The organism is Alkalimarinus alittae (assembly GCF_026016465.1).
GTDB classification, from domain to species: domain Bacteria; phylum Pseudomonadota; class Gammaproteobacteria; order Pseudomonadales; family Oleiphilaceae; genus Alkalimarinus; species Alkalimarinus alittae.
On record NZ_CP100390.1, the window covers coordinates 3,317,617 to 3,331,550 of the forward strand.

12 protein-coding genes are annotated in these 13,934 nt (G+C 42.7%); 6 read left to right on the plus strand and 6 right to left on the minus strand.

Going from position 1 to position 13,934, the window contains the following annotated elements; translation table 11 throughout:
- Positions 1–131: 131 nt before the first annotated feature.
- From NKI27_RS15010 to NKI27_RS15020, 3 genes are all read right to left on the minus strand, one after another.
- Positions 132–1,385 carry a DEAD/DEAH box helicase gene (locus NKI27_RS15010; RefSeq protein ID WP_265046847.1) on the minus strand — a complete coding sequence of 418 codons (1,254 nt, stop codon included), beginning with the start codon at positions 1,383–1,385 and terminating at the stop codon, positions 132–134.
- Between the two features lie 90 nt (positions 1,386–1,475).
- Positions 1,476–1,934: an FKBP-type peptidyl-prolyl cis-trans isomerase gene (locus NKI27_RS15015; RefSeq protein ID WP_406803166.1), complete on the minus strand. Its 459-nt coding sequence runs from the start codon at positions 1,932–1,934 to the stop codon at positions 1,476–1,478.
- 49 nt (positions 1,935–1,983) lie between these two features.
- Positions 1,984–2,523, minus strand: coding sequence for a hypothetical protein (locus NKI27_RS15020; protein WP_265046849.1), 540 nt, complete (start codon positions 2,521–2,523; stop codon positions 1,984–1,986).
- A gap of 205 nt (positions 2,524–2,728) precedes the next feature.
- On the opposite strand from NKI27_RS15020, the gene NKI27_RS15025 reads away from it, so the two are divergent.
- Together NKI27_RS15025 and trmA are read left to right on the plus strand one after the other, a co-directional pair.
- Positions 2,729–3,448 (plus strand): nitroreductase, encoded by a 720-nt coding sequence (locus NKI27_RS15025; RefSeq protein WP_265046850.1) that lies wholly within the window; start codon positions 2,729–2,731, stop codon positions 3,446–3,448.
- 71 nt (positions 3,449–3,519) lie between these two features.
- Positions 3,520–4,620 carry a tRNA (uridine(54)-C5)-methyltransferase TrmA gene (gene trmA / locus NKI27_RS15030; RefSeq protein WP_265046851.1) on the plus strand — a complete coding sequence of 367 codons (1,101 nt, stop codon included), beginning with the start codon at positions 3,520–3,522 and terminating at the stop codon, positions 4,618–4,620.
- Between the two features lie 141 nt (positions 4,621–4,761).
- Here trmA and NKI27_RS15035 read toward each other — a convergent pair whose 3' ends face one another.
- Complete coding sequence (locus tag NKI27_RS15035) at positions 4,762–6,294, minus strand: fatty acyl-CoA reductase (RefSeq protein ID WP_265046852.1); 1,533 nt, start codon at positions 6,292–6,294, stop codon at positions 4,762–4,764.
- A 414-nt stretch (positions 6,295–6,708) separates the two neighbouring features.
- On the minus strand, positions 6,709–7,071 hold the full coding sequence (locus NKI27_RS15040) for a Fis family transcriptional regulator (RefSeq protein WP_265046853.1): 363 nt from the start codon (positions 7,069–7,071) through the stop codon (positions 6,709–6,711).
- 255 nt (positions 7,072–7,326) lie between these two features.
- On the opposite strand from NKI27_RS15040, the gene NKI27_RS15045 reads away from it, so the two are divergent.
- Together NKI27_RS15045 and NKI27_RS15050 are read left to right on the plus strand one after the other, a co-directional pair.
- The gene (locus NKI27_RS15045; protein ID WP_265049534.1) at positions 7,327–9,102 is read left to right on the plus strand and encodes an ABC transporter transmembrane domain-containing protein; all 1,776 of its coding nucleotides are present in this window, start codon (positions 7,327–7,329) and stop codon (positions 9,100–9,102) included.
- Between the two features lie 418 nt (positions 9,103–9,520).
- Positions 9,521–10,438: a universal stress protein gene (locus tag NKI27_RS15050; protein ID WP_265046854.1), complete on the plus strand. Its 918-nt coding sequence runs from the start codon at positions 9,521–9,523 to the stop codon at positions 10,436–10,438.
- Between the two features lie 55 nt (positions 10,439–10,493).
- Here NKI27_RS15050 and NKI27_RS15055 read toward each other — a convergent pair whose 3' ends face one another.
- Positions 10,494–11,585: an MBL fold metallo-hydrolase gene (locus NKI27_RS15055; RefSeq protein ID WP_265046855.1), complete on the minus strand. Its 1,092-nt coding sequence runs from the start codon at positions 11,583–11,585 to the stop codon at positions 10,494–10,496.
- A gap of 285 nt (positions 11,586–11,870) precedes the next feature.
- On the opposite strand from NKI27_RS15055, the gene NKI27_RS15060 reads away from it, so the two are divergent.
- A complete protein-coding gene (locus NKI27_RS15060) occupies positions 11,871–12,716 on the plus strand; it encodes an SDR family NAD(P)-dependent oxidoreductase (protein WP_265046856.1) in 846 nt (281 codons plus the stop codon).
- A 269-nt stretch (positions 12,717–12,985) separates the two neighbouring features.
- Positions 12,986–13,930: an esterase/lipase family protein gene (locus tag NKI27_RS15065; protein ID WP_265046857.1), complete on the plus strand. Its 945-nt coding sequence runs from the start codon at positions 12,986–12,988 to the stop codon at positions 13,928–13,930.
- Positions 13,931–13,934 lie beyond the last annotated feature (4 nt).

Genomic DNA, 13,934 nt, shown 5'->3' on the forward strand with positions numbered 1-13,934 from the left:
TATCGTTTCTTATTATCAATGGAGCCTAAACCAGTAGAAACAGTCATAGTAAAAGATCAATAAGGATAACACTGCGACGCAAAGCGCTTTTCAGAAAAACAACACGACAACCTAGTGCCAACATATAAACGTTAACGTCGTCGATTAGATGTCTTTTTCCCAAATGCTCTGTCTTTGGCGCGACGCTTTTGAGCTGTGCGAGTGTTTTTGCGCGAGACCGTCACTTCCTTAGTTAAATCTGGCTCGTAGCCTGGTAACCATTGCTGCGGCAAACGTGCATCTAAAATGGCTTCAATTTCTTCTAGCAGCCAGTTTTCATCTGGGCTTAACAATGAGATTGCCAAACCTGACGACCCCGCCCTACCGGTACGCCCTACCCGGTGAATATAGTCTTCAGGTATATACGGCAACTCATAATTAATCACAAACTTTAGCTGCTCAATATCCAGTCCTCTTGCGGCTACATCTGTTGCCACCAGTGCTCGGGTTTTCCCTTGCTTAAATTCTTCTAGCGCTCGCTCACGCGCACCTTGGGATTTGTCACCATGGATTGATTGCGTCTTAATGCCATCTTTGCACATTTCTCGAACTAGCTCGTCTGCACCTTGCTTTGTCCGAGTAAATATCAGTACCTGATGCCAATTTTTTGAACCAATCAGGTGTGATACCAGCTCGCGCTTTCGGTCTGCATCAACGGCATAAACAACTTGCTCGACCTGTTGCGCAGCCGTATTACGACTATCGACTTCAATTAACGTAGGCGACTGTAAAAGCGTTTTACTAAGATCAAAAATGGCTTGGTCAAACGTGGCCGAAAAGAGCAATGTTTGTCGATTAGACGGCACATGCTTCAGGATACGGTTAATTTCATCACTAAACCCCATATCTAACATACGGTCAGCTTCATCGAACACCAATACCTGCAACTGGTCTAGTTTAATCATCCCCTTAAACATCAGGTCAAGTAATCGGCCAGGCGTCGCCACCAGTATATCAGCGCCCTGTTTAAGCGCCTTAATTTGCGGGTTTAAACTCACTCCTCCATAAGCAATGCAAGCTTGCAATGATGTGTTCTGACCATAGTTTTCAAAACTGCTATGAACCTGCTGCGCGAGCTCTCGCGTCGGTGTCAAAACCAATGCACGGATAGGACGATAAGAGATAACTTGAGTATTGAGTTCAGCGTTATTCTCGCCTAACTGATGAAGAATAGGTAAGGCAAATGCGGCTGTTTTGCCAGTCCCCGTCTGGGCCCTCGCCATGATATCTTGGTGGTTTAAAATAGCGGGAATCGCTTCGACCTGAATAGGAGTCGGCTCGCTGTAGCCAAGTGATGATACGGCCGCGACCAATTTTTTATTTAAACCTAAAGACAAGAAATTCATAACACACTACCCACAAGTTATTATGCGCGCAGTGTATCAGATATTAAGAGAAGACTGAGTGTTGAACACCCAAAAGTCATGATAAATTGTTTAGTTAATGCCCAATAGTTTAACTTCAAATATCAACACTGAGCCGGGCCCAATAGCACCCGCGCCAGAATCGCCATAGGCTAACTCACTAGGAATAAATAAACGTGTTTTCTCGCCTTCTACCATCAGTTGCAACCCTTCAGTCCAACCTTTGATCACTTGATTTAAACCAAAATCAATCGGCTGTCCGCGGGCAACAGAGCTATCAAACACAGTGCCATCTATGAGTGTGCCGTGGTAATGTACTTTTACACGGTCAGTTCGCTTAGGGTGAACAACCCCTGTACCTTTATTTAACACTTGGTATTGCAAGCCAGAAGCAGTTGTTTTAACCCCCTCCTTCTTGGCATTGTCCACCAAAAACTCAGCCCCTTTAACTTTATTCTCAGCAGCAAGTTTTTTGTTAACGAGCGATCTTCGCACTAAAAATACAGCGAGTAGCGTAACGACCACAGCAATAATAACCTGAGTCACAATAGTCCCCCTTTTAAAAATCAGAGTTTCAAATCTAAAATATAACTTCAATACCTGAACGCTTAACGTTGATATCACTCAAAGTTGGCGTGAATGCACTCCCTGTTAACTGCTTTATATCAAGCAAAACAATAACGGGTAAATCTTGGCCAACCAGCTGCGTTACCTGATTAAGCAAATCTTTATTTACCCCCGCGGTAGCGTCTTGCCAATCTAAACTGGCAATTTGAGGTTTCACTAACTGTAACTGTTGAGCCTTATTATCGAATCGAATTCCGCCTTTAATTAACGTTTTTGCATTAGCGGTTTGACCACTAGCAACGTCTTTAAGGGATATATTTAGTGCGATGCCCACTTGCTGTGTTTTTTCATAAAAATAAGGCTTCGGCTCGGTTAACCTGATGTAGTTCTCCCCCATGCGCGTTTCATAGGGAAACGTCATCGCGAGCATAGCATTAACTTGAGACTCGCCGATCATAAAACCAAACGCCCAAGTGGCGGTGGCAATAAATGAGGCCAGTAAAAATACACTGATTTTGTGGGTCCGTGAAAACAAAATTCCCTTAAACTGCATGCCTGTATCCTTTGTGATATACCCTGAGGGGCATTATTCTATCTATATGCGGGTGAATATATAGTACTTTAGTTAAGCCTTGTCTATCTATCCCTAGCTTTATTGGCCGCTCTAACACGCTAGAGCGCTAGTCAACGACCTTTTAGTAAGGTTACACTATGATGTTTTAAGCCCTTAAAACACAGTCAGAACTCGGAACACATATATGGATTTTACGGAAGTATTAAAGAGTCGTAGAAGTATTAGAGCATTCTCAGATAGACCCGTCGACCAGGCAATATTAGATGAAATTCTGAGCGAAGCACTCGAGTCTCCCTCTAGTTCAAATACACAACCCTACAAATTGGCAGTGGCTACCGGCGACACCTGTAAGCAATTAGGCAACGAGCTACTCGCTAAGTATCACAAATCCAATAAAATTCAGAAGCAACCACTCCCCTTAAAAATTATCTCGGCAATCACCAGTGATGCGCTACCCGATAGTGACTATAAACCAATGCTAGGCAAGTACCCGCCCATATTTCAAGAACGTCGAATAGCCACAGGGATGGGCCTTTATGAAACCTTAGGCATAGCACGAAAGGATAAAAAAGCCCGAGACGAGCAGATGGCAAAGAACTTTACGTTTTTTGATGCCCCCGTTGCTATATTTCTTTTTATTCACCCAGGTATGCAGCATACAGCCTTACTTGACGCGGGTATTTTGATGCAGTCTTTAATGCTTTCTGCCACCAATAAAGGCTTGGGTACCTGCGCTCAGGGTGCGCTTGGTATATGGCGCTCGCCGATTGATAAGCACTTTACTGTCCCTAAAGATTATAAACTTGTCTGCGGACTCGCGTTAGGCTATCCAGAAGATAACAAGGTCAACCACTACAAACCTAAAAAGATAGATTTAGATGAATTGTTAATCCCTAAAAAATAGTGCGGTTGAATAGAGTAAATTGGCGTATAATTACCCGCTTATTTACTCTACTTTTTGTAAGCGCCCGCTAAATGAATACTATCGATACCAGCCAATACCCTGCACTTCTTACAAGCAAAACTGACCGAATCAAACTAAAATTTGCTGAATTTACCGTTCCTGAACTAGAAGTGTTTGCTAGTAACCCTAGCCATTTCCGCCTACGGGCTGAGTTTCGAGTCTGGCATACAGGCGATCGATGTCATTATGCAATGACCGAAAAAGGCAATAATAAAAACATTTATGAAGTGGTCGACTTCCCTATTGCCTCTGAATTGATCAATCGATTAATGCCTGCCCTATTAGCAGAGCTCAATAGTACAGACGCACTTAAGCACCGCTTATTCCAAGCAGAGTTCTTAACCACCCTAAGCGGCGATGCCCTGATTACTTTAATCTATCACCGTCAACTGGATGATAACTGGAAATCGCTTGCACTATCCCTTCAAGAAAAGCTCGGCGTGTCGATTATTGGACGAGCCAGAAAGCAAAAAGTTGTTCTGGATAGAGACTATGTCATTGAAACGCTAACCGTTAATGAGCAGCAGTATAAGTACAAACAAATCGAAGGCGGCTTTACTCAGCCTAATGGTAAAATGAACCAAACCATGCTGAGCTGGGCTCAATCATGTTCAGACATCGCCAACCCGAATAAAGATTCTGATTTAGTGGAGCTTTATTGCGGAAACGGAAACTTCTCAATTGCACTCGCAGGACATTACCGAAAAATTCTAGCCACAGAAATATCTAAAACATCAGTCAATGCTGCTCAATATAATATTCAAGAAAATAACATTGATAACCTGATTATTGCACGCTTATCTAGCGAAGAGTTTGTACAAGCGCTACAAGGTGAACGGGAATTTCGTCGCCTAGAAGGTATCGAACTCAACGAGTACCAATTTGATACCGTTTTAGTGGACCCACCTAGAGCAGGGCTTGATGATGAGTCCGTTAAGCAGGTTCAGAAATATGACAATATCATCTATATTTCATGCAACCCAGAAACCTTATGTAACAACCTACAAATACTCGCAACAACACACGATATTAGGCGTTTTGCCTTGTTTGATCAGTTCCCTTACACAGACCATGTTGAGTGTGGTATTTTGCTAATTCGCAAGGTTAAATAGCCATAACAGTATCGAACAAATAATGTCGATAATAGCCTTTATTATCGACATTATTTAAGCGTTTTGTACGATGTTAAATGTACGTCGGGGCTCGTACAATGCCCCCTATTTATATTCAAGTAGGCACAGTTCAATTAAAACCTATGCCGCGTTATTAGCCAACTCCTTCGCTTTTTTTCGTCGCAACTCGATCACTTCTCGATCTTCTAGTGCATATTTTTGCAGCCCCGCAAAATGCACTTCGCGAATATAATGTTTCCAATCAATAAGTGTCGCATCAACAGGAAATAACGCCTTATCCACTTCACCAAACTCTTCTACTAAATTCAGCATTTTATGGTTATTAAACACAACATTCATATCACCGTAAAAAGCATAAATTTTGGAGAGAGTTTTAACCACCTGCAGATTATCTATTGCCTTACTTGAAGGTTTTAAACCCAGTAGTTTTTTAGCTTTATAAAAAGCATTTGCCTGAAAAACAACCAAGCCTATCGCGGCCTGAAACATAGACTTATTCATGACATTAAACGATTTTTCAGGTTTAGCATAAAACAAACGATCATATCGTGCGTAATTCTCTGTCCCTTCCTCAATCACATAATCAATCAACTTCTGAACAGTAATCGGGTTAGCAGCACCACTGCAGCATTGATAAATAAGGCTGTCACCTGGATCCTTAAATGATTTTGCAGCACTGTATAGTATGCTGTTTGATACAAAGTCCGCAGGAATAATATCCATCAAGCTATCTTTTCGACCGGGGAAAAAACTTACTTTCTGCCGCGCGTACGCCATAATCATTGCATCCGCAACTTTTACACCTTCGATCCAACCACCAACAGGTTCTTGATAGGTACTTTCGATGATTGATGGGCGAAGAATCGTTAAGGTTTTACCTTTAAAATGATGAAGTAGCACTTGCTCTGCCATCCACTTAGTAAAGGTGTAAACATCGTTCCAGCCATAAAGGTTCGCCATGCGAGCGCCAAGCTCAGTCAACTCTTCAGCTAGTTTGGTTTTATCATTATTTGCTTTTTTAGTTTGCTCTATGGCTTGTTGAAATTCAGTAATCAATGACTCAACGTCATAGTACCCATCTTTATGTTTGGCAATTTGCTTACCTGTAGGGCCTACAATGCCTTCGCCCATTTGGCCTTCATTGAACCCATTAACATAGCAAGTCGAAACATGAACAAGCGGTACATTGCCTGCGGCGTCTACAAAGTTGATAAAATTAAATAAGCTAAGCGTATTAATCGAGAGCGCTTGGTCTAGCGGTTCTCTAAAATTCACACTGGCAGCTGAGTTTATAATGATATCGACCTGCTGAGAAAGATCATTCCATTCTACTGACCCCAACCCGAAATTTTCTTCAGTAATCTCACCTGTTATACAACGAACTTTCTCACTCAATATCTGGTCTAATGCCGCTGAATCTTTTTCTCGCAGAGCATCAAAAATTGATGCAGAGGCGATCTCATGCTTAAAGCGCTCTTCGGCCGTTGGATAGCTTCTGCTCCCGCGAATCAGCAAGGTAATGCTCGCAACCTCTGGCACTTCACGGATAATTTTCTCAAGTAATACTTTACCTAAAAAACCGGTACACCCTGTAATAAGCAGCCGCTTATTCGCGAGTTGTTTTTTTATCTCTGATTCACGTTTATTCATCATACGGCCAAACCATCTAAATAGCGGAATTCACATCAGCGTTCCGATAACGACTGATATCTCGACTAGCTGTTACGTTGAGGTCAATGCTAGCAACATTAAACGATTTTACCGTGACCAACAGCGCAGTACATTTATTTTAACAATGTTTATAAAACCGAATGAGTATAACGGGGGGCGGATACCACAAATACGCCATACGGACGATTACACTACGCCCCCCTCTCCCTTAATATAAACTCATCGAATCAAGAGTGATACGACATAAACCTTCAGGCCGTTTATGTCGTTTTATTCAACGTTTCATATCAGGGCCCCCTACATTTAGCCCTAATCTATAGCGGTACATGATCAACGTTCGGCATCATGTACCGCTTTTTTTGCCTAAAGTTTGACCTTCTAACGCCCTAGCAACGCCTAATGTAACCGAAGTGAGTCCTGCGCAATGCGTGCACTCCAGTTAGCATCATGTTCTCGCTCACAAGCTTCTTCGGTATCAAACTTAACCTGTTTCTGAACGTGTTTAAATTTTACGCCTATTTTAAGCAAGCATCCTTGAATGAGTTTGCGCATATACACATCTTGCCCTTCTTCGCAGGCTTGGGTAAGCGATGCTTGAGTGTCAAACACACACACCACCAAAAGACTACCTGGAAAGCAGTCATACTTAGCCGTATGTGTTAGCCACTTAAAGCCCTCTACACGTTCTAGTGCACTTTCACAGGCTAACGTTAGCGCTTTCCTCACGTTGTTATCTATTTTTTTATCAGTCCTACGCATGCCAAAAAGCAACCTTGTTGGGTGGATTCAAGGGTACAAAGTATAGGCTGTTCCCGTTGTTAAATAAATGCTGGTCAAACCATGCCTGCTAAGAAGCATTGAGTAACGCTAACGATACTGTATGCTAATATTCATAACACTCAGCAGACCGCGTCAAAACGACAACACCGCTGATTTAAGCCCGTCTGTTCATACTTAATCATCAGGACGCACATGACCTCCGATCACAATCATACCCAAACGCCTGAGCCAACTATGGCCAGCACTGAAAGTTCAACAACTAAGAGCACTAAACGTTTAACTATTCTGTTAGAACTTATTGGATTTATTAAGCCTTACAAAGTCACCGTCATGGCTGCATTTATCGCGCTTATATTCACCGCTACCGTCATGTTGTCTGTAGGCCAAGGTGTACGAATACTGATAGACGATGGGTTTGCTCAGCAGTCATACGAGCAACTCAGAGAGGCAATCTTCTTCATTTTAGGTATTACGGTACTGATTGCGACAGGCACATTCTTTCGGTTTTATCTGGTCTCGTGGCTAGGCGAACGAGTCAGCGCCGATATTCGACTTGCTGTCTTTAATCACGTTATCACCTTGCACCCCAGTTACTTCGAAACACACGGCAGCGGCGATATTATGTCTCGCATCACCACCGACACCACACTGCTTCAAAGTATTATTGGGTCGTCTTTTTCAATGGCTATGCGAAGCGCATTAATATTTTTGGGGGCCTTAGCCATGCTATTTGCCACCAATATTAAATTGACGCTGATTGTTATGGCATCTGTTCCTTTTGTGTTGATTCCACTACTCGTGTATGGCCGGCGAGTACGAGCGCTCTCCCGCAAAAGCCAAGACTCTATGGCTGATGTCGGCAGCTATGCAGGTGAAGCCATTGAGCATATCAAAACTGTGCAAAGCTATACTCGTGAAGTTGAAGAAAAGCGTTCGTTTTCTATTGAAGTTGAAAAGTCTTTTGCTATTGGTAAAAACCGTATAAAGCAACGTGCAACTTTAATAGCGGGGGTAATCCTTATTGTATTCAGTGCTATTACAGGCATGCTTTGGGTAGGCGGAAGTGACGTAATCTCTGGCCAAATGTCGGGAGGAGATTTAGCAGCATTTGTGTTCTATGCCATATTAGTCGGCTCTTCTCTAGCGACCATCTCTGAAGTATTTGGCCAACTTCAACAAGCCGCAGGCGCGACTGAACGGCTAGTAGAAATTTTACAAGAAAAAAGCCATATACTCCCGCCGGAATCCCATAGTATCTCAACGGCTAGCCTCACTGCTGAGATCACATTTAAAAATGTCACATTCCACTACCCTTCTCGCCCTAATCAACCTGCCACGACATTGTTATCGCTTATTGCGGAACAAGGTAAAGTACTCGCATTAGTAGGACCATCAGGTGCAGGAAAAACGACACTGTTTGAGTTAATACAACGATTTTACGACCCACAGTCAGGCTCAATCACTCTGGGGGGAACCGACATTAGACAAATTGACCCCAATGACCTCCGTAAACAGATGGCGTTAGTTCCTCAGCAACCCGCCTTATTTAGCCATGATGTATTCCACAACATCCGTTACGGCAACCCCGATGCGAGTGATGAAGACGTCATAAACGCGGCCAAAAAAGCCCATGCACATGAATTCATATTGAAACTACCCGAAGGATATAAAAGCTTTTTAGGCGAAAGAGGCGTGAGGCTATCAGGCGGTCAACGACAACGTATTGCCATCGCTAGAGCGATACTAAAAGACCCTAAAATACTATTGTTAGATGAAGCAACCAGTGCTTTAGATAGCGAAAGTGAACATCATGTACAGCAAGCACTTCAAGCGCTAATGAAAGGCCGGACCACGCTCATCATTGCTCATCGTTTATCCACGATTCAACATGCCGATAAAATTGCAGTGCTTGATAATGGCCAGTTGATCGATATAGGAAGCCATCAACATTTAATGGAAACAAGTGAGCTATATCAGCGGCTTGTTGAATTGCAATTTAGGCAGATGTAACCTTTAGAGTTGGGTCTCCGCCACTCAAATAGTGATTCGTTTATCGATTAAATGCCTCCAATGCTAGTTATCCTGTTAACTAGCTAAAATTGCAATGACCCACGTCTAGATTCGCAATCTTTTTAGCCTTTAAAAAAGCAAGAAAAGCACCCAAACACTGGGTTTTGGAGTGATATAAATCAAAAAATTTTAACCCTGTTTTTTTCGAGTGTTTATCTCTCCAATACGCTTGCTCGGCATCCTTTATTTATGTTGTAATCAATATGACGATACACTTTAGCTATATATAAATAAACCGCAGGATAGCACCATTAAACGTCGCTGCTCCACATATTAACATCACAAATAATGGCGATTAACCTGTAACCCTCAACCCCTGTTCGCTTTTATTATGTATACGTGGATATAGGTCCCTAACATGAAAGAAATCAAGAAAATACTCTGTTACCTTGACCCAATAAGTCATGCAAAATCAGCTATCAAACAAACCTTAACGTTAGCCAAGCTTCATAACGCTACCATTTGCTTCGTGAGTGTTCTGAAGCCTATATCATCGCCACTCGCCAGCTTGCAACAGACATACATTCATATTCAAGAAGGCACCATTGAAAGACAACTAAAAGAATCTAACGCTAACCCAGAAGACCACGAAATCAGAGTCATTACTGGCTCCTTAGGTGCGCTTGAAGTCGTCACCATAGCGGTTAAAGAAAACTTTGATTTAATCATAAAGCCGACTGATGATAAGGGCCATAACCGAGTTTCAATTTTTGGTAGTAATGATCAACAACTATTTCGAAAGTCGTCTGTTCCGGTTTGGATAAATAAGCCGACTAAGTCTTTTCAATGCAAACGGCTATTAGCGGCAGTAGATATAGACCCAGACCAACCAGAAAACATCGACCTTAATCGCGGAATTATTGGACTGGCGAAAGAAATGGCACAAGCATTTGACGCCGAACTCCACGTGGTACACGCTTGGCACGTACCCTACGCATCCTTACTAAAAGAGAGCGGCCAACATGCCATTATCGAAAAAGCCGAATCAGCGGTGAAAGATCTCCATATTCAACAAGAGCAATTATGGAAGGCGTTTTTAAGCGAGTACGAATTAGATAACACGCCCTCTGCAAATCACTTTATTCAAGGCGATGTTGATAAAGTCGTGAGCGACCTCGCTTTAACACTAGACATTGACACTGTCGTGATGGGTACGGTTGCCAGAACAGGCATAGAAGGGTTCTTTATCGGTAATACTGCAGAGAAAATACTGTCAAAATTAGACTGCTCAGTGCTAGCTATAAAACCAGACTCTTTTAGCCCTCCTGTTAAATAATATTTATATATAAATTAATCGCGGCGTGGAGCCGCGATTTCTCAAATATATGCGTCTATTTACTTAGTGTACCGAATTTCATCTGCCCCACATAAAAGGTTGGTTTCAAACCCGGAAACCCCCAATACGAAGTCAGCTCAGACGAAGGCGCAATATTACTAAAATCCGGATTTCGCTTAGACGGGCCGGCTATCGTTTTTTCCATCACCATTGAAATATATTGATCTAATCCACCCTCTAGAGTATTGCCATTTAACACGACCTCCATGCCTGTTGAACGCGCAAACTGACGAACACCTGAAATATTAGAGTGTTGAGGAGAATAGCTTTCTGCTGAGACACCATTTTCACTCGTCACGAATAGGCCATCTGGTGTATTTGCCACCAAAGAGTGATTTCCCTCGGTATGTCCAGGTGTTTGAACTAACGCCGCACTTTCACCTAACATGACACTTGAATCAAGCAAAATGACCTTGCCTGGATCTATCCCGTCAATGCCATTCGGGCAGTACCATTGTTGCTGCGGTGGTAGAAGCGACTGGGTTGAAGTCCACTCCTGCTGCATCACCAACAGCTTAGCATTAGGAAAGTACCCTTTCTGCTTGTTGGAACCAAGCCACTTCCTAATATCTTGTGTATGTAAGTGATCATAAGAAATAAAATCAATATCTTCGGGCCTCAAACCTACCTTACTTAGGGCTTGCTCAACATCGTTATAAATAGGCGCCATAAATTTGCCCATTGGTTTGGCTAATGGCCCCCAAGCAGCATCCAAGTTCTTAAAGAAAGGCGTCTCAGCATTACCCTGAATGTCAGACGGCGAAAATAATAGCGTCTTTAGACCAACCGGCGTCTCAAACTGGACCACGAACATGCGGTTCATGATGTGCATAAAAGGGCTCCAGACTTTAGATGCATTCAGCAACCCATACTTTGTTGGATACGGTACACGAATCAAATCGATGCTTTGATAAAATGCTACAGGCTTATCTAGGTTCAGCATATAGTGTCTGAAGTCTTCTGAAGACTTCCGAACTGTTTCTAAACGGGTTCGAGGAGACAGATCGATTCGAGCTTTATTGAAATGACTAATCTTTGTAATGCCGTGCATTTCTAGTTGTTCTTGTGTCGCAGCTTGATGCGTCATAAAAAAATTGCCTTTATCACTGGTCGTTAAGTTGAGTTTATTATAGGTATTCAGATTGTCAGATAATTGATATTTAGCGACAACTTATTGATTGATTACGAACATCGCCCCCTCACCCCTAGCTGAAAGGCTAGCGACACTTTCACATCAGCTCGTTCTAAAATCATTCGTAAAATATCAATTTTTATTCGTATCTGGTCAATGACCAGCCTTTGTTTTGAATTACACTATTACTTATTAGCCTAGCAGCAATTTTCGATGAAATATTCAAATCAGGAACCAAGAATGAACAAGAATAATAAGCGATCAACATGGAAATACGGTCAACCAAAAACAGCCTTTATCTCTGGCGGCGGGAGTGGTCTGGGGCTTAATATCGCCAAAGAACTCATTCAAGAAGGCGCTAACATTGCAATATTTGATCACGGCCGCAGCGATGATTTAGTCCAATATTTAAACCAACTAATCGTGCATAACGACCAAAGAATTGAACGTTATATTGTTGATATAGCTGACCCGAAAGCCTTGGACAAAGCCATGAATTCAGCTGTGAGCGAGGTAGGCGTTCCTGACTTTGCACTTAATTCAGCTGGAATTCTAAGAACCGCTACCTTTTCAAAGCTGTCTTATGAAACCTTTGAGCAAGTCATTAACGTTAATTTAATAGGTAGCCGAAACTTTGCTTTTAGTGTTTTGCAGCATATGCAATCAGGTGGTCATTTAATACTGGTCGCATCACTAGCAGGTATTGTTGGTAGCTATACTCATGCAGCCTATGCCGCGTCTAAATTTGGTGTCGTCGGGTTAGCAGAAGTGCTCAGGCTAGAATTGAAGCTTAAAGGAATATCGGTTTCCGTCATCTGCCCAGGAGAAATTGACACCCCCCTACTCAAACAGGAAAGAATAGATGGCAGCCCTATAACAGAAATGATGAACGATTTTGCAGGGGTATTATCAGTAGAAGACGCAATAAACGGCATTATGAAAGGCTTAAAAACAAGGCAGTACATGATAACACCGGGATTTAGAGCAAAGCTGACACGCGCAATCGCGCGTAAATTTACCACCCTATTCCACCTTATAGCCGATAGCAAACTAGCCAAAGCTTACTCAAAATTTCAATCCAAGTAACTCAAAGTCCAGGCGCTTTCGTGTAAATATCACCATTGACCATAGCGCCGCCGCCCCTCACCTCAAAAAGCCATTTCACTTACAGAACAATAGTGCCATTATTTAAAAGTAGGCTCGGGTAGTCGCTTTAGCGTTGTTAGATAACTCACTTTATGAGCCCCTTTATAACTGTTGGAATGACAATCCAAGAGGGTACTCACAGGAGGATATACGCTCAACGCTATAGCAAAACCAGCCACACCAAACAAAAATAAAATACGGTGATCCACATGAAATTGTTAAAACCAACAACCCTGCTTGCGACCACGGCATTAACCCTTGGTCTAGGTGTATCTACTGCTGCATTAGCAAGCGGCGGTGCACATGACTATGCTGAAACAGAATATCCAATCGTATTGGTGCACGGCTTTATGGGCTTTGACTCAATACTGGGTGTTGTAGATTACTGGTACGGTATTCCAGAAGCCCTTGAAAAAGAAGGCGCCGATGTACACGTAGTCGTGGTTTCAGCCGCAAACTCTCCTGAAGAACGCGGCGAACAATTAATCGTTCAAATTGAAGATATTTTGGCAGAGACAGGGGCAGAAAAAGTAAACTTGATTGGTCATAGCCATGGCTCGCCAACCTCTCGATATGCAGCAGCTATCATTCCTAGCAAGGTGGCATCTGTCACTGGTGTGGCTGGCGTTAACAACGGTGTTGAGTTTGCCGACGCAATTAGTGCAGGCGATCAAAAAGTCATTGCGTCAGTATTGCCCTTCCTTGCAAATCTGATTTCATTTTTAGGAGGCAATGAAAATCCAAATGACGTTACTGCATCTCTTAGCAGCATGAGCACTGAAGGAATGAATGCGTTCAATGCAGCTTATCCAGACGGTTCTATTTCACCTGATAGCTGTGGAGAGGGAGACTATACCGTTAATGGCATCAACTATTACAGTTGGTCTGGGCGTTCAGATCAAACAGCACACCAAACTGATTTAATTGACCCATCTGACCTATTGTTTGCCTATACAGGGTCACTTTACCCGCGACCTAACGATGGCCTAGTAGCGACGTGCACATCTCACTTAGGGCAAGTGCTAAGAGACGACTATTTCTTGAACCATCTAGACTCCTCTAACGGTTTATTAGGTATGACCAACGACTTAACAACAGACCCTGTTGAGATCTTTGTCAACCATGCTAATCGTCTGAAAGAAGCTGGACTATAAGGAG